Below are 16,587 nucleotides of genomic sequence, written 5' to 3'. Positions count from 1 at the left end.
AAAGCCGATAAGCATATATCAATACCTAAAAATCGGTATTTATCATCATAAAAATATCATTACAAAGAGTAGGCAAAAAATCCTCCAACAATAACAAAAAGTACACATTATCCTCCGGCATTACCGGTATTTTTGCAACATAAAATAAACTTGTAAATTTCCTATATCATGAAAGATCGAAAACATATAATCAAAGCAAGTATTATTGTCCTGACATTCATCTTTGCAATCTCATCAAAAGCTCAAGTACCAGCTTTCACCTCAGCAGAAGGATTCGGAAAATTTGCAACCGGAGGACGCGGAGGGCAAGTAGTTTTCGTCACGACAACCGAGGATTATGCTACAGGAGAAACACCGATAGAAGGCTCTCTTCGATGGGCGCTCTCTCAACATCCGGAAGAACCTATCACCGTTATTTTCAGAACTTCAGGGATCATAAAATTAAAAGAAGAGCTGAAGTGTGCTCGAAACGGTTATACTTTAGCCGGGCAAACTGCACCCGGAGACGGTATCTGTATACGAGGAGCAAAAGTCAATCTCGGAGGATCAAAAAACGTCATCATACGTCATCTTCGTTTTCGAATAGGACTGAAAGATGACGGTACACATACCGACGGAGGATCAATCGGGATTGAGAACTGCGAAGATGTCATTGTAGATCACTGCACTTTCGGATGGTCGTGTGAAGAAAATATGACAATGTACGATAATAAACGCACCACGGTACAATGGTGTATTATACACGAAGGTTTATATTCGGCAGGGCATATCAAAGGTTCTCGCAGTTATGCCACCCAATGGGGAGGAGACTTCTCTTCTTACCATCATAATCTGCTCGCCCACTGCCATAATCGCATGCCGCGTTTTAACGGTGCACGAGACGATCGCGAAACAAACGATTACAAAATTCTTACAGACTATGTCAACAATGTCATCTATAACTGGGGAAAAGCAAATTCTTGTTACGGAGGAGACATAACAAAAGGTGAAAAGAACGAAATCAACATGGTAGGCAACTACTATAAACCGGGACTTGCACGTCCTGCAAAAAACAAATCCTATTTTGTACAAGCCTCTTACGGAGGGGATTCGTATCGTAAAGTAGGTCAATGGTATGCCTCTGGAAATATAATGGAAGGAAATGATAGTTTCACGACCGATAATGCCTTAGGAATCGATAAAAGCGCCTATCCGACAGACCTTCAGGAACAAGTCATTGTAGAAACACCATTTGAAATAAAAACTCCTTACCAAATAAAAACAGAAACAGCTTCCGATGCCTTTAAGAGTGTATTGGCAAAAGCCGGAGCTCATCCCTTAGACGAGGTAGATAGACGTATTATAGATGAAACTGAAAATGGAACGGCATCAGGATATGGGACATCAGAATTCGAATCGGAAACCAAGACAAGTCGTTATTATCAAAAAACATTAGGAATTATCGATGACCCGGTAGCCGTCGGAGGATATCCCGAATATAGCACCTATGGTAATATAACAGACAATGACAACGACGGAATGGATGATATATGGGAAACTGAAAACGGACTGAACCCTGAAGATCCTTCAGATCGAAATAAAATCACCGACAGCGGATATACAGCATTAGAAGCTTACCTCGCCCATTTGGCTGGAGAATATATTCCCTTGGATTTTACAGAAGGAATAGCATCCTCTTTTAAAAACGAGACGTTAACCATCTTCCCTAATCCGACAAGCGACCGTCTTTTTATCGGAACAGAACGAAAGCTCGAAGAGGCCAGAATTTATTCTTCGGAAGGGAAACTAATATCTGTTTTACCATTATATCAATGCGCCATTGTAGATGTTTCTCATCTCCCCACAGGCAATTATTTAATGATCCTTATCGACTCGGAAAAAGAACAAAATAGTGTTCGGTTTATAAAGAAATAAATATACCGATTAAGAACTTGTCTAAATTTTGTTCAGGTCAGTTTTGAGGGTTTCTTTCAAAGATGTTTTTCTGTTTTTACGAGGAGGATAGCGGACTATCTAACGAAGAAAAATGGGAAAACAGACCGGAAGAAAATGCAAAAATGATCGGATACAATTTTCTTATTGGAAAATTTAGACGTACAAATGTACGACTGGCTCTTTAGACCGGAGGCTCTTTACCGGCAGTAATATAGGCAGAAACAATATAATCATGCCCCGAAGCATTTTGATAAATATGCAATTCGAAACGAGCGGCAACAGCTGCCACATGTTCCATAATTTCGGCCTGTATAGACTCATAGCTCACCCAATTCTTATTCGCAGAAAAACAGTATATTTCAAAAGGTATGCCATTCTCGGTCGGTTCTAACAACCGAGTCATCAATGTCAAATCCCCATTAACAAAAGGATGCTTACGCAAATACATAGCCACATAAGCTCTGAATAATCCCAAATTGGTTTCTATCGTTCCATTTACCAAGCCATTACTATTATCAGTATTCTCTACTTTCCCGGCAGCCTGCTCTGCCTGTTTCTCCTCAATATACGATTTTAAGAAATCTACGCTCTTTAAAGACTCCAATAACTCCGGAGTACAAACTTTGATAGATGTCACATCTATCGTAAAATCGCGCATTATCCGACGTCCGCCAGATTCCGCCATTCCCCTCCAATTCTGCAATGTTCCCGAAATCAATGAATAAGGAGGAACTGTAACAATCGTATTATCAAAATTTTGGACTTTTACAGTATTCAAAGTTATATCGATAACGACACCGTTCAACATACCTCCCGGCATCACGATCCAATCTCCTTTGCGAACAATATCATTTTGGGCCAGCTGCACTCCGGCGACAAACCCCAAAATACTATCTTTAAAAACAAGCATCAATACTGCGGCAAAAGCTCCCAATCCGGTAATCAACTTCATCGGGGAACGTTGCACCAAAATAGAAATGACAATAATAACCCCTAAGCCTATCAAAATACCTTTTACCAACTGTATGAGCCCTTTTAAAGGTCGATCCTTCATAGCATCCGAACTTGAAAATATCCGCCACAAAGCAGACAAAAAGGTATTGGTATAAACTAAAAAAGCAATTACCAAATAAATCCAACAAAAACGCTCTACCCATCCGATAAGCGATCTGTAATCGTCATATACCAAAGGTAACAAAGACAGCATAATCAAAGGAGGTAAAACATGCGCTACACCGGAAAAGACCCGCCGATCTACCAATACCCTAAGAATCTCATTTTTACTTTTCCCTAATATTTTCAGAAAAACGTAATGGAGGACATACCGCAATATCCAGGCTACAGCCCAAGCAAACAGTGCTATCAGAACTGTATATATAATACCTTCCATTTCATCCACTCTTCCGGTCTCTATACCCAAATCTCTAAGAATAGACTTTATCCACTCCAAAAGTTCACCGGCAAATTTATGCGATTTGTCATCCATAATCATAAACATTTTATCATGATAATAACAAAGAGAGAGAGGTACAAGTTCAACAAAAAGCCAAAGACAGAACTCAAAAGATCGTTTTCGAACGAACAAACCTGTTTCTATTCGTATATACCAAAAGAATGGTTATCTTTGCAGGTCGAAAGAATAACTGTTATTTCCGGTGTTAACTTATCGGAATTGTTTCAGCAAACAAGACAATATTTTCGAAAATAATTCAACAAAATAAACTATGGCATTACAATGTGGTATCGTCGGCTTGCCTAATGTCGGCAAATCAACCCTCTTCAATTGTTTATCCAATGCAAAAGCCCAATCGGCAAACTTTCCGTTTTGTACGATCGAACCGAATGTCGGAGTAATTACCGTCCCGGATGAACGCCTCAATAAATTAGCAGAACTCGTTCATCCTCAACGCATAGTTCCTACTACGGTAGAAATCGTGGATATTGCCGGATTAGTAAAAGGTGCTAGTAAAGGAGAAGGATTAGGAAACAAATTTCTTGCCAATATACGCGAAACAGATGCAATTTTACATGTATTACGCTGTTTTGATGATGACAACATAACTCATGTAGACGGTTCTGTCGATCCCGTACGCGACAAAGAAATCATCGACTATGAACTGCAATTGAAAGATCTGGAGACGATAGAGAGCCGCATCTCTAAGGTTCAGAAACAAGCACAAACAGGAGGTGACAAAAATGCAAAGCTTGCATACGATGTATTAAGCAAGTATAAAGAAGCTCTGGAACAAGGAAAGTCTGCCCGTACCGTCAGTTTCGAAACTAAAGACGAACAGAAAATAGCTCGGGAGTTATTTCTCCTTACCAGTAAGCCGGTTATGTATATTTGCAACGTTGACGAAAAGAGCGCTTTAAACGGGAACAAATATGTAGAACAAGTACGGGAAGCGGTAAAAGATGAAGATGCCGAAATATTGATAGTTGCTGCCAAAATAGAATCTGAAATTGCAGAATTCGAAACATACGAAGAACGGCAAATGTTTCTGGAAGAAATCGGATTGAAAGAATCGGGAGTCTCCCGACTGATTCGTGCAGCATACAGCCTTCTAAACCTCGAAACATATTTTACCGCCGGGGTACAGGAAGTTCGGGCATGGACCTACCTTAAAGGCAGTAAAGCTCCTCAATGCGCAGGTATCATTCACACCGATTTCGAAAAAGGTTTTATCCGGGCAGAAGTCATCAAATATGACGACTATATCCAATACGGATCTGAAACAGCCTGTAAAGAAGCCGGAAAAATGAATGTAGAAGGAAAAGATTATATCGTGCAAGACGGAGATATCATGCACTTCCGGTTTAATGTATAAGGACATTCGATTCAAATGAGAAATATACAATCAGTTTGCGTATATTGTGCCTCAAGCTCAAAAGTGGATGCTATCTACTTCGAAGCGGCAAAGCAATTAGGAAAACTTATTGCCCGGAATAATTTGCGTTGCATATACGGAGCAGGGAATCAAGGTCTCATGGGAACGATTGCAGACAGTGTATTAGATGCTGGAGGAAAAGTAACCGGCATCATTCCCCGCTTTATGTACGAAGAAGGATGGCACTACGAACGTTTACAAGACATAGAAATTACAAATTCTATGCATGAGCGAAAAGCACGTATGGCATCCTTGTCCGATGCTGTCATAGCATTACCCGGAGGATGCGGAACATTGGAGGAGTTATTGGAGATCATCACTTGGAAACAATTAGGATTATACCTCAATCCGATAGTAATCCTTAACACGGCTAGTTACTACGATCCGTTACTCGCTCTACTGGAAAAAGCCGTTGAACAAAATTTCATGCGTACGGAGCATACGAGAATGTGGGTGGTAGCTACCACTCCCCAAGATGCAATAGATGCTCTGTACTCTGCACCCGACTGGAATGGAAGCGTACGTAAATTTGCAGCCATATAACAGCATAAATGCCAAGTGACAGCATACATATCGCCCCTGTAATAACAACGGACACCCTCTCTCCCATCCTGTCCGACAGTAACAGAATTATTTCCGATTCATTACGGACCACACATCCCGAATGGGATTTACACTATAAAAAAGATTCCGTCAAGTTCACGCCACAATACGCAGAAAGCTTGTCGGCATATTGCTATGCTCCGATCGACAATCCTTTAACCGATTACAAAGAAGCCGCACTTGTCATTCCCGAAGGTTTCGAAGGAATACCAAAGATCGAAAATCCTTCTCAAAATGATGGAATATTTTTGATTTTACTCTGTTGTTTCATTTTGGTAGCAACATCCTTTCGACGAGGAATAAAGCTCTTTTCACAGCCTTTTTCCGCATCAAAAAACAATCGAAACCGTACCGATATGGCAGATAATTCTACGATTATCGAATCACGGTTACGATTCATTTTACTTGCTCAAACTTTTGTAATGGAAGGGATTGCTCTTACATTTTTAATTCATTATCTAAAACCTGAATTAACCTACATCGGATATTTCAAAGAAATACTTTGTGCTGCAGTTTTAGCCACCTTATACTACAATTTTCAACAATCGGCATATCGCATTTTAGGTTCTATTTTCACAGAATCGGGCATCACAAAACAATGGATAGACAATCACGCATCTATCAACTTATTATTAGGAATAATCTTATTCCCGATTATTTTCTGCATGATCTATCTCTCTGGTTTTCTGAATATCGGGCTTTTATTAGTTACAATATCTTACATTTTATCCCGAATTATTTTTATTTATAAAGGGATTAAGATTTTTTTGAGAGATGTTTATGGAATTCTGTACTTTATTTTGTACCTTTGCGCCCTTGAAATCATGCCTTTATTTCTAATTTACAAAGGTGTGATTTTGATTTACCAATTTGTAGAATTTAAAATACTAACATTTTGAAAGTCAAGAAAGTACTCGTTTCTCAGCCAAAGCCAGCTTCTGAGAAATCTCCGTATTTCGACATTGCAGAAAAGTACGGTGTAAATATTGAGTTTCGTCCTTTCATTAAGGTAGAAGAAATAACCCCAAAAGAATTCAGACAACAAAAAATTTCTATTCTGGATTACACAGCTATTATTTTCACGGCAAGAACAGCAATTGATCATTTTTTCAAGTTGTGTGAAGGATTGCGGGTAACGATTCCGGAAACGATGAAATATTTCTGTGTGACCGAATCGGTAGCTCTCTATCTGCAAAAATATATCGTTTACCGAAAAAGAAAAATCTTTTTCGGAAATACAGGGAAACTGGACGATCTTGTTCCTGCCTTAATAAAACATTCAGGTGAAAAATTCCTTTTTCCGGTATCAGATGTCAATAACGGCGAATATCCGTTACTTGACAAAAACAAAATCGATTACACAAAAGCGGTAATGTACCGTACGGTAAGTAACGATTTTGCCCCCGAAGAAAAATTCGATTATGACATGCTGATTTTCTTTAGCCCTTCAGGAATCAATTCATTACTGAAAAACTTCCCGAATTTCGAGCAGCAAGATATCAAAATCGGATGCTTCGGACCGACAACGGCAAAAGCGGTAAGGGACGCCGGACTCAGACTCGATATCGAAGCTCCTCGTCCGGAAGCCCCGTCGATGACAGCCGCATTGGAACTTTTCTTTAAAGAACAAAACAAATCGTCTAAGAAATAATACACCCCATTCTTTTTGAGTTTGCAAAAACCGGCTATCCTGTGAACGAACAAACTTAAAATGAAAATATGTTATAAAATAAAATGCCTCCCTCTTTAATCCTTAATGAATAAAGAGAGAGGCGTTTTTTCGAGTAGATACAAATCAATTTCCCAACCGAAAATCGCTCACACTGCTTTGTGCTAAAGAAATATCCTCAAAAAAACTGACACTCCCCTCTCCTTGCGGACATTGATTACAAATACCTACCCACAACTCTTGAGGATAATCGTTTTTATACAAACGAGCCAACTGCCATGTCTTCTTATCTGTCGAATAATAGCTGGCTATAGTATGTGTATCAGAAGATATTTTCAAATAAACCGAAGAGCCGGCTATTTCTTCATGATTATTATCATCCGAGGTTCCTCTCGTACGCACAGTGACAATCCGGTGTTTACCTCGCTCATCTTGTTCGAATGCAAACTTCTGCCATATCGTGTCATTAACAAAAACAAACAAATCCGCAGCATTATAAGTGTCCGTAGCAGTAAATTGAGGTGAAACTTTAGCCGTAAAAGTAAAAGGTCGCGAATTATTGACTTTTGTCAACAAAAGCGGAGCGGTCTTATTAGACAACTTTCCGTCATTCGGATCGCAAAAAAAGTCTCTCTTCCCTCCGCACCTGAACTCCAATATTCCATTATCTTTAATCCGAACCAAAGTATCAGCACCGTTCACAGCTTTAGTAAAGATGACATTACCCAATTTAATATCACAATCTGTTCCTTTCAATTCATCAATTTGATCAATCGTAGATAAACTATCCTTGTCTGTAGTTTTTTGAGGATTATGGTGCGATTCACAACTGCTCACGCACAAACTTATACCTAATAAAGTCCAATAAATAAATGTTTTATTCATAATTTCATTTGTTTTATAAGTATTTTTGTACAGCAAAATTAGTCACTCTATTTCGACAAGACAATAGTCAAAATTAACCAATTTATGCCAAATCATCAGGAACAAGAATTAAGGTCATTACTCACCGAGCAAGATTTTGGGACAACAACATGGGAGTATGAAATCCTTGAAAACAGAAAAATGCAAGTCCGCTCATTTATCCAAATAGACAACGGGGTTGCCGTACTGTCAGATTTACGAAAAAATACGAGCTATATTTATACCGGAAACTTCGGGCAAAATATCGGACTTTCTCAAAACGATTTAGTTATCGACTCTGCTTTTGAAGATGAAATATTCAACTGCATCCCCGCTGACGATTTGATCGAACGACACGTTTTAGAATTACGTTATTTTCATTTTCAACGTGCAAATGAAATCAGAGAAAGGAAAAACTATAACACGATATGCCTCATTCACTTTCAATTACAAAATGGCAATACGATTCCGGTTCTGCACCGTTCTTATTATTTAGAAAGTTTACCTAACGGTAGCATTTGGCTATCACTTTGCACATACACACCTTACATAGAGGCCCCGACTTTGACATCAGGACAAATCGTAAACAATAAGAATGGTAAAGTAGTACAGCAAAAAGAATATCAGTTATACGACAACTTATTACTAAGCCCACGTGAAAAAGAAGTACTGACGTTATTGGCAAAAGGACACAGCAGCAAACAAATTGCAGACATTTTGAATATCTCTACAAACACGGTTTACCGACACCGGCAAAATATTCTTTCTGCCCTACAAGTCTCCAATACAGCAGCAGCGATTCAAGTAGGATTTAGATTGAATATCATATAAATACGATTAAAATACACGACAAATCATAATATCCTCCGCAAAATGGCATTCAATATCGATATTGCACAGATTCCATTAATAAACATTCTTGTATCCAAAAATTCCGTACCGATACTTTACTAATTAAATCCAGCTATTTTTGCTATCTTTGTACCATATTTTTCGCTTTCTAATTGGTATCGAATGGCAAACTTCAAATTAACACAGGCAGAACGACTTTGCGGGAAAAAACGGATAGATGCCCTTTTTACATCAGGGAATTCATTCATCGTCTATCCCTACCGGATAGTATATCGGTCTGCCTCCGATACAGACAATGTTCCTGTATCTATGTTTGTCAGTATCCCTAAAAAGAGGTTTAAAAGAGCGGTAAAGCGAAATCTTATCCGAAGGCGAATAAAAGAAGCTTATCGAAAAAATAAACATATACTCACCGATACGCTTCAAAGTCAAGAAACAGCTTTGGATATGGCAATCCTTTATTTAGATAGGGAAATTCTCGATTATCAAACATTGGAGAAAAAGCTAAAAGATTTACTCCAAAAATTAAAAGAAAAGGTATGTAAAGAATCTTGCGAAAAAAATCTCCCAAAGCCGAATGATTCATGAAAAGAGTTTTATCTTTACTACTATTAATACCCGTCTACTTTTATCGGGCATGTATTTCTCCTCTCAAACCTCAAACCTGCAGGTTTGTCCCTACATGTTCGGAATATGCAATCGAAGCCATTCGCAAACACGGTCCGTTCAAAGGCCTCTGGTTGGCAATAAAAAGAATTTGCCGTTGTCACCCTTGGGGAGGAAGCGGTTATGATCCTGTACCTTAAACATAATGATATGACTTATTACAACCTGCATACACACGACCTTTCCCTTTCAACCGATCGAAAACTAAGTATATGCAATCTGCCTTATAAAAATAGCTTTACCTCCCCCGATGCATATCCGGGTGTCTATTTCTCCGCAGGCATACACCCTTGGCATATAGCCTCGACAGACCCGATGTCGTTAACATCGCAGTTATCCCGAATAGCAGAATCTCCGCAACTGCTTGCAATCGGAGAATGCGGACTCGATAAATTGACCGATACCCCGATAGACATTCAAATAACCATCTTTAAACAACAAATAGAAATTGCCGAGAACAGTAAAAAACCGATGATTATCCATTGCGTAAAGGCTTTCAATGAACTGATAAAATTACGAAAAGAAACCGCAGCCCGTCAAGAATGGATTATTCATGGATTCAGAGGAAAACCTCAGTTAGCAACAGAACTCATTCAACACGGTTTCAGAATTTCGATCGGACACAAGTTCAATCCCGAAACCGCCCGAATAATACCATTGCACCGATTATTTCTCGAAACCGACGACAGTAATATCGATATCGAAACCGTTTACCGGCAAATTGCCGAAATACGGCAGATTCCGGAAAACGAGCTCATCATATCGATCGGTACAAACTTTTCCGAACTTTTCGATTTATCCCGATAAGAAAAAATACATAATAAAACTTTTGGTTCTGCCATACACTCCGTTTTTTGTTTTTAATATGTATCTTTGCCCTGAAGCAACAATTATCAAATTGCAATAGATAAATATCATAATATAGTCAAAAAATGAATTTCGTAGAAGAACTAAAATGGAGGGGCATGATTCACGATATAATGCCCGGTACAGAAGAACAATTACAGAAAGAAATGACGACTGCATACGTAGGTATAGACCCGACTGCAGATTCTTTACACATCGGCCACCTTGTAAGTGTCATGATGTTGAAGCATTTCCAAAGAGCCGGACACAAGCCTATCGCTCTGGTCGGCGGCGCTACCGGAATGATCGGAGATCCCTCTATGAAGTCCCAAGAACGCAATCTACTGGATGAAAAAACATTACGTCACAATCAAGAAGCGATCAAAAAACAACTCTCCAAATTTTTAGATTTCGAGTCGGATGCACCCAACGCTGCAGAGTTGGTCAACAATTACGATTGGATGAAAAATTTCTCTTTCTTGGACTTTATCCGGGATGTAGGAAAATATATCACAGTCAATTATATGATGAGTAAAGACTCCGTAAAAAGGCGTCTTGCCGGAGAGGGAAGCAACGGACTGTCATTCACAGAATTCTCATACCAATTGGTACAAGGATACGACTTTACCTACTTGTACAAAACAAAAAATTGCAAGTTGCAAATGGGAGGTTCTGACCAATGGGGAAATATCACTACCGGAACAGAATTAATTCGCCGGACAACCGGAGGAGAAGCTTTCGCCCTCACCTGCCCTTTAATTACTAAAGCCGATGGAGGGAAATTCGGAAAAACAGAATCCGGAAACGTGTGGCTCGACCCACGCTATACATCTCCATACAAATTTTACCAATTCTGGCTGAATGTAAGCGATGCCGATGCCGAACGTTATATCAAAATATTCACAGCTCTCAGCAAAGAGGAAATAGACGCCCTTATCGAAGAACAACATGCTGCACCACATCTGCGGCCTATACAAAAACGGTTGGCAAAGGAAATTACGATAATGGTGCATTCTACAGAAGATTATGAAGCTGCCGTAGAAGCCTCGAATATTCTTTTCGGAAACTCGACATCGGAACAACTGAAAAAACTCGATGAAGACACTCTCTTGGCCGTATTTGAAGGTGTACCGCAATTTGAGATCTCTAAAAACGAGCTCATACAGGGAATCAAAGCTGTCGATCTTTTAACCGAAAAAGCCGCCGTCTTCCCCTCAAAAGGAGAAATGCGTAAAATAACTCAAGGCGGAGGAGTATCTGTCAACAAAGAAAAACTTCTCCAATTCGACAAAGAAATATCCGAAAAGGACCTATTAAACGGAAAATATATTCTGGTACAAAAAGGTAAAAAGAACTATTTCTTAATTATTGCAAAATAAAAAGTAAAGAATTTTGTCAATAAAAATCTTTACACTATCTTTGCATTGCTTTTGAGATAGACTCAAAGCATAGGATTGTCTCATGGTGTAATGGTAGCACTGCAGTTTTTGGTTCTGCCTGTCTAGGTTCGAATCCTGGTGAGACAACAATAGAAAAGCGATTTGATTTTGAATCAAATCGCTTTTCTATTTTGTTCACAACCCTTATACAATTCAACAACAAAAAGAAAATAAAAAAAGCCGGTATGATATGTACCGACTTTTCGCTCTTCAGGTAGGACTTGAACCTACGACCCTCTGATTAACAGTCAGATGCTCTAACCGACTGAGCTACTGAAGAATAACAATATATAATCTTTAAAGAAAAAGAGCTCTTCAGGTAGGACTTGAACCTACGACCCTCTGATTAACAGTCAGATGCTCTAACCGACTGAGCTACTGAAGAAGATTACATTCCCTTAAAAATGCAGTGCAAAAGTAATGTGTTATTTCCAATTATGCAATATATTTGCAGAAAAATTTTTCATTCACATAAAATACCCGTTTTTACAGACAGTAATAAATCGGAAGATCAAACATTGTGCCGGCCGGAAAAGGCACGACAAAAACAGACAAATGAGAGTAATAGGACTGGGAAATGCCCTGACAGACGTATTAGCAATTCTGAACTCTGACGAATGTATCCAAGAGATGGGACTTCTAAAAGGAGGAATGCAACTGATCGATGAAGATAAGTTATTGAAAATAATGGCAATGTTCGAGGACTTCGACACATTCATGGCAAGCGGAGGATCTACCGCCAATACATTATCCGGGCTTACTCGTATGGGGATAGAAACCGGTTTTATAGGAAAAATCGGCCATGACAGTTATGGGAAATTCTATCGTAAAGCTCTCGAAAATCACGGAATACAAACCCACCTTATCGAAGGAGATATTGCCTCAGGATGCGCTATGACTTTAATCACTCCCGATGGAGAACGCACTTTCGGAACTTATCTCGGAGCAGCAGCAACTCTTACGGCAGAAGAACTTTCTCCTCAAATGTTCAACGGATATGATCTCCTGCAAATAGAGGGATATCTGGTACAAGATCCGCACCTAATCCGCCGTGCCGTTCAATTGGCTAAAGAAGCCGGACTGAGAATTTCTTTGGATATGGCAAGCTACAATGTCATCAGAGAAAATCACGACTTTTTCCAAGAACTGATCCGGGAATATATCGATATCGCTTTTGCAAACGAAGAAGAAGCCTATGCCTATACCGGATACGAAGCTAAAGAAGCCGTGGCGATCTTATCCCGGGAATGCGACATTGCAGTAGTAAAATGCGGTTCACACGGGTCTATAATACAACAGGGCGACTATTATACCGAAGTAAAAGCGACTAAAGCGAAATGTATCGATTCGACAGGTGCCGGAGACCTGTATGCCGCAGGATTTCTTTATGCACTATCTATGAATCTGCCACTTGAAACAGCCGGAAAAATCGGATCGATTCTTTCCGGAAATGTTATAGAAGTCATCGGGACTGGCATGGATGATAAGCGTTGGGATGAAATAAAGTTAAAAGTCGGAGAAATTTTAAGAAAATAGAAAAGAGTTTTTCTACCTTAGAGCCTGTTTAATATAGGCTTTAAAACAAAATAATTATAATCGAGATAAAAATGATACGTTTTAACAAACGAACGATTTTAAATAAAGCCGGCATTCCGGCAGTCTGTTTATCAGCAATAATTTTGTTCGGGTCATTCACTCCGGACAAAAAAAACTTCGACATTGCCAAAAACCTGGAAATATTCAATGCTTTAATGAAAGAGCTGAATATGTTTTATGTCGATACGATAAACTCGGAAAAGGTAATTACCAAAGGAATAAACAGCATGTTAGGAAGTCTCGATCCTTATACCAACTATATCCCCGAATCCGAAAAAGAAGATTTCCGGTTTATGACGACCGGAGAATACGGCGGTATAGGCTCGCTAATCGTTTATCGTGACAGCGACACTTATATATCCGAGCCTTATGAAGGTATGCCGGCACAAATAGCAGGACTGAAACCGGGAGACAAAATAATAAAAATTGACGGAACTCCCACTCACGGATTAAAATCGGACAAAGTCAGTGAAATGCTTAAAGGCACTGCAAACACGGTTGTCATAGTAACTGTCGAACGCCCTGATGTCAAAGAACCTATTACTAAAGAAATCACCCGGAAAAAGATCCAGATGAATGCTGTTCCTTATTATGGAATTGTCGGAGATAAAACCGGATATATATATCTTTCTAACTTTACGGACAAGGCTGCCGGAGAAGTAAAAGATGCACTGTTAGATCTTAAAAAGAATCAACAAATAGAATCTTTGGTACTCGATTTGAGAGGAAATCCCGGAGGAATTCTGGAGGAAGCTGTACAGATCGTCAACTATTTTGTTCCCAAAGGAAAAGAAGTTCTCTCCACTCGTGGAAAAATAAAACAATGGGACAGAACCTACAAAACTACTCAAGAGCCCATCGATACGGAAATACCGCTTGTCGTATTGGTGAACAGCGGTTCGGCTTCTGCATCTGAAATCGTATCGGGAGCACTACAAGATCTCGATAGGGCAGTCATCGTAGGAGAACGAACTTATGGGAAAGGATTAGTACAATCCACCCGGACACTTCCGTACAACGGGACACTAAAAGTAACTACGGCAAAATACTATATTCCCAGTGGACGTTTAATACAGGCAATAGACTATTCGCACCGTAATCCGGACGGAAGCGTAGGACGCATTCCCGATAGTTTGACCACAGCCTTTAAAACAGCTAACGGTCGTATTGTGAGAGACGGAGGAGGAATTAAACCGGATATCGAAGTCGAAAAAGAGAATCCAGCAAATATCTGTTTCTATTTAGTAAACGATTTGATAATCTTCGACTATGCCAACCGATATGCGGCAAAGCATCCGACAATAGCTCCCATAGGAGAATTTAAACTGACAGATGAAGATTATAATGATTTCAAAGAATTTGTAAAAAGCAAGGACTTTAAATATGATCGTCAAAGCGACAAAGTACTCAACGAATTGCGAAAAGTAGCACAATTCGAAGGCTATCTTGACGAAGCATCCGAAGAATTTAAAGCTCTTGAAAACAAGCTGAGCCATAATTTAGACAAAGATCTCGATACCTTCCGAAAAGATATAGAAGAACTGCTTACTATAGAAATAGTAAAAAGATATTATCATCAAAAAGGAGAAATACGTCAATCATTACGAAAAGACGAAGACCTGGACAAAGCTTTGGAAATATTAAATGACAAGGCAGCTTATAACAAAATACTGAATATAAATCAAAATTTAAAATCTAAAAAATAGAAGCCAAAGTAATGTCACACCCGTTAGAATTATTTCGATTTTGTCCCGTATGCGGATCGAATAAATTCATCGAAAACAACAATCAATCGAAACGTTGCGAAACTTGCGGCTTCATTGATTACATAAATCCAAAAGCTGCAGTTGTGGCAGTAATAACCAATACAAGAGGCGATATTCTCGTATGCCGACGAGCCAAAGATCCGGCAAAAGGGACATTGGATATGCCCGGAGGATTTACAGACTTGAACGAAACGGCAGAAGAAGCTGTTATACGGGAGGTCAAAGAAGAAACCGGACTTACCGTAACGGCAACCCGATATCTGTTTTCTTTGCCTAATACTTATAAATATTCAGGACTGAATGTTCCTACTATGGATTTGTTTTTCGAATGCGATGTATTAGAAACATCCGGTATTACAGCGCAAGATGATGTAACCGAAGCATGGTTCATACCCCGAAACGAGATAGACCCGTCACAATTCGGTCTGACATCTATACAAAAAGGGATTCGAAGAATCATCAAAGAGAAAGAGAAATAAAACACGATTAGTTTTTATCTCTTTTTTCTGTGCAGAAGGTAAACTTCGGAATATATCTTTCCCAAAACAAAATTCTATATCGACAGCACGATCAATTCGATATTTCCGATCAAAGCAGCAACCTCGGTAAAAGAGCTTCCGACACAACCATAAATCTTGCATGTCCGCGAAAGTAAGTACAAATCGGTCAATCCGTTCTCTATTCCCTGTCGGCTATTCCGATCGCAACTCTCAAAAACCGTAATAATGCGATCTCCGAATCTGTCTAAAAGTTCATGTTTAACCTCGTCCGAATCGGAAGCGACAAAAAAACGGACATTCCCATCTATTTCTAATTCGTGCCTGATCGCTTTTATAAACAGTTCCAAAGGACTGCTCTGTATCGCTTTATTATTATCCGTTCGGCGAACATGAACTCCGATAGTACGTTCTCCGAAATGTTCAGCAACAAAATCATCAATTCTACGGGACAGCCTTCGATTAGGAGACATAATCTCTCTTATGTTCCGATAACTTCCCATATCATAACAAGATTCTATATATAAACGCTCCGTTTCAGAAATCAAATTCACAAGATTCTGCTCATCCCGCACGATAGGAATACAATCCGTCATACTCAATACCTTATCGAAATGCGAACGAAGATAATATTTAGAAAGCCATAGATTTTTTTTCACCGGACGATAATAACGGAGAAAATCAATTCGAGCAGCTTCTTTTACCGTAACATTTAAACTTCTCAACGGATTAAACAACGAATAAAAAGGAGCATTCAATTCCCGATTACGAAACCATACGATCTTCAACTTCACTCCGGCTTTCTGACAAGCATTCAAAACCGAAACAATCGCACGCATTCGGTTCGCCAAACCTCCGACGGGAACCAAACAGACCTCTTTATTTTCCTGATTCATTATATATAGCTTTCAATTAATCTCATCCCGA

General features: G+C 39.3%; 16 protein-coding genes and 2 tRNA genes. 13 read left to right on the top strand and 5 right to left on the bottom strand.

Annotation, left to right across the window (positions count from 1 at the left end; translation table 11 throughout):
- Nucleotides 1-168 precede the first annotated feature (168 nt).
- Nucleotides 169-1,914: a T9SS type A sorting domain-containing protein gene (locus QUE35_RS09340; protein ID WP_022600125.1), complete on the top strand. Its 1,746-nt coding sequence runs from the start codon at nucleotides 169-171 to the stop codon at nucleotides 1,912-1,914.
- Nucleotides 1,915-2,116: 202 nt separating this feature from the next.
- Here QUE35_RS09340 and QUE35_RS09335 read toward each other — a convergent pair whose 3' ends face one another.
- Nucleotides 2,117-3,421: a mechanosensitive ion channel family protein gene (locus tag QUE35_RS09335; RefSeq protein WP_009318407.1), complete on the bottom strand. Its 1,305-nt coding sequence runs from the start codon at nucleotides 3,419-3,421 to the stop codon at nucleotides 2,117-2,119.
- Nucleotides 3,422-3,659: 238 nt separating this feature from the next.
- On the opposite strand from QUE35_RS09335, the gene ychF reads away from it, so the two are divergent.
- Genes ychF through QUE35_RS09315 form a run of 4 tightly spaced genes read left to right on the top strand, consistent with a single transcriptional unit; the run spans nucleotide 3,660 to nucleotide 7,077 of the window.
- Entirely contained in the window at nucleotides 3,660-4,763 is a 1,104-nt protein-coding gene (ychF, locus tag QUE35_RS09330; protein WP_009318406.1) for a redox-regulated ATPase YchF, read from the top strand.
- A gap of 15 nt (nucleotides 4,764-4,778) precedes the next feature.
- Complete coding sequence (locus QUE35_RS09325; RefSeq protein ID WP_031258192.1) at nucleotides 4,779-5,366, top strand: LOG family protein; 588 nt, start codon at nucleotides 4,779-4,781, stop codon at nucleotides 5,364-5,366.
- An 8-nt stretch (nucleotides 5,367-5,374) separates the two neighbouring features.
- Complete coding sequence (locus QUE35_RS09320) at nucleotides 5,375-6,325, top strand: DUF4271 domain-containing protein (protein ID WP_022600121.1); 951 nt, start codon at nucleotides 5,375-5,377, stop codon at nucleotides 6,323-6,325.
- The gene (locus QUE35_RS09315) at nucleotides 6,322-7,077 is read left to right on the top strand and encodes a uroporphyrinogen-III synthase (RefSeq protein WP_022389854.1); all 756 of its coding nucleotides are present in this window, start codon (nucleotides 6,322-6,324) and stop codon (nucleotides 7,075-7,077) included. Before QUE35_RS09320 ends, QUE35_RS09315 begins: the two co-directional genes overlap by 4 nt.
- Nucleotides 7,078-7,221: 144 nt before the next feature.
- Here the strand turns inward: QUE35_RS09315 and QUE35_RS09310 are convergent, their stop codons facing one another.
- A complete protein-coding gene (locus QUE35_RS09310) occupies nucleotides 7,222-7,980 on the bottom strand; it encodes a DUF1349 domain-containing protein (RefSeq protein WP_022600120.1) in 759 nt (252 codons plus the stop codon).
- Between the two features lie 84 nt (nucleotides 7,981-8,064).
- Here QUE35_RS09310 and QUE35_RS09305 point away from each other — a divergent pair, with 84 nt between their 5' ends.
- The 5 genes from QUE35_RS09305 to tyrS all read left to right on the top strand — a co-directional run bounded on the left by QUE35_RS09305 (nucleotide 8,065) and on the right by tyrS (nucleotide 11,741).
- Complete coding sequence (locus tag QUE35_RS09305) at nucleotides 8,065-8,829, top strand: response regulator transcription factor (protein WP_022600119.1); 765 nt, start codon at nucleotides 8,065-8,067, stop codon at nucleotides 8,827-8,829.
- A 183-nt stretch (nucleotides 8,830-9,012) separates the two neighbouring features.
- On the top strand, nucleotides 9,013-9,438 hold the full coding sequence (rnpA, locus tag QUE35_RS09300) for a ribonuclease P protein component (protein ID WP_022600117.1): 426 nt from the start codon (nucleotides 9,013-9,015) through the stop codon (nucleotides 9,436-9,438).
- Nucleotides 9,435-9,656: a membrane protein insertion efficiency factor YidD gene (gene yidD / locus QUE35_RS09295; protein ID WP_009318399.1), complete on the top strand. Its 222-nt coding sequence runs from the start codon at nucleotides 9,435-9,437 to the stop codon at nucleotides 9,654-9,656. The genes rnpA and yidD overlap by 4 nt, the downstream gene beginning before the upstream one ends.
- 10 nt (nucleotides 9,657-9,666) lie before the next feature.
- Nucleotides 9,667-10,323 carry a TatD family hydrolase gene (locus QUE35_RS09290; RefSeq protein ID WP_031258189.1) on the top strand — a complete coding sequence of 219 codons (657 nt, stop codon included), beginning with the start codon at nucleotides 9,667-9,669 and terminating at the stop codon, nucleotides 10,321-10,323.
- A 125-nt stretch (nucleotides 10,324-10,448) separates the two neighbouring features.
- Nucleotides 10,449-11,741, top strand: coding sequence for a tyrosine--tRNA ligase (gene tyrS / locus QUE35_RS09285; RefSeq protein WP_022600114.1), 1,293 nt, complete (start codon nucleotides 10,449-10,451; stop codon nucleotides 11,739-11,741).
- Between the two features lie 266 nt (nucleotides 11,742-12,007).
- Here the strand turns inward: tyrS and QUE35_RS09280 are convergent.
- Together QUE35_RS09280 and QUE35_RS09275 are read right to left on the bottom strand one after the other, a co-directional pair.
- Nucleotides 12,008-12,081 (bottom strand) — tRNA-Asn (locus QUE35_RS09280).
- A gap of 31 nt (nucleotides 12,082-12,112) precedes the next feature.
- Nucleotides 12,113-12,186 (bottom strand) — tRNA-Asn (locus tag QUE35_RS09275).
- Between the two features lie 170 nt (nucleotides 12,187-12,356).
- Between QUE35_RS09275 and QUE35_RS09270 the strand changes: the two genes are divergently transcribed.
- The 3 genes from QUE35_RS09270 to QUE35_RS09260 all read left to right on the top strand — a co-directional run bounded on the left by QUE35_RS09270 (nucleotide 12,357) and on the right by QUE35_RS09260 (nucleotide 15,642).
- Nucleotides 12,357-13,337, top strand: a complete 981-nt coding sequence (locus tag QUE35_RS09270; protein WP_031258187.1) for an adenosine kinase — start codon at nucleotides 12,357-12,359, stop codon at nucleotides 13,335-13,337.
- A gap of 71 nt (nucleotides 13,338-13,408) precedes the next feature.
- Nucleotides 13,409-15,103, top strand: a complete 1,695-nt coding sequence (locus QUE35_RS09265) for a S41 family peptidase (RefSeq protein WP_022600110.1) — start codon at nucleotides 13,409-13,411, stop codon at nucleotides 15,101-15,103.
- An 11-nt stretch (nucleotides 15,104-15,114) separates the two neighbouring features.
- The gene (locus tag QUE35_RS09260; protein ID WP_022600108.1) at nucleotides 15,115-15,642 is read left to right on the top strand and encodes an NUDIX domain-containing protein; all 528 of its coding nucleotides are present in this window, start codon (nucleotides 15,115-15,117) and stop codon (nucleotides 15,640-15,642) included.
- Between the two features lie 74 nt (nucleotides 15,643-15,716).
- Here QUE35_RS09260 and QUE35_RS09255 read toward each other — a convergent pair whose 3' ends face one another.
- On the bottom strand, nucleotides 15,717-16,556 hold the full coding sequence (locus tag QUE35_RS09255) for an O-fucosyltransferase family protein (protein WP_022600106.1): 840 nt from the start codon (nucleotides 16,554-16,556) through the stop codon (nucleotides 15,717-15,719).
- Between the last annotated feature and the right edge of the window lie 31 nt (nucleotides 16,557-16,587).

Source organism: Coprobacter fastidiosus, from assembly GCF_030296935.1.
Classification (GTDB): domain Bacteria; phylum Bacteroidota; class Bacteroidia; order Bacteroidales; family Coprobacteraceae; genus Coprobacter; species Coprobacter fastidiosus.
Note: the sequence above shows the minus strand (reverse complement) of the source record. Positions and strands in the feature narration are given on the sequence as shown.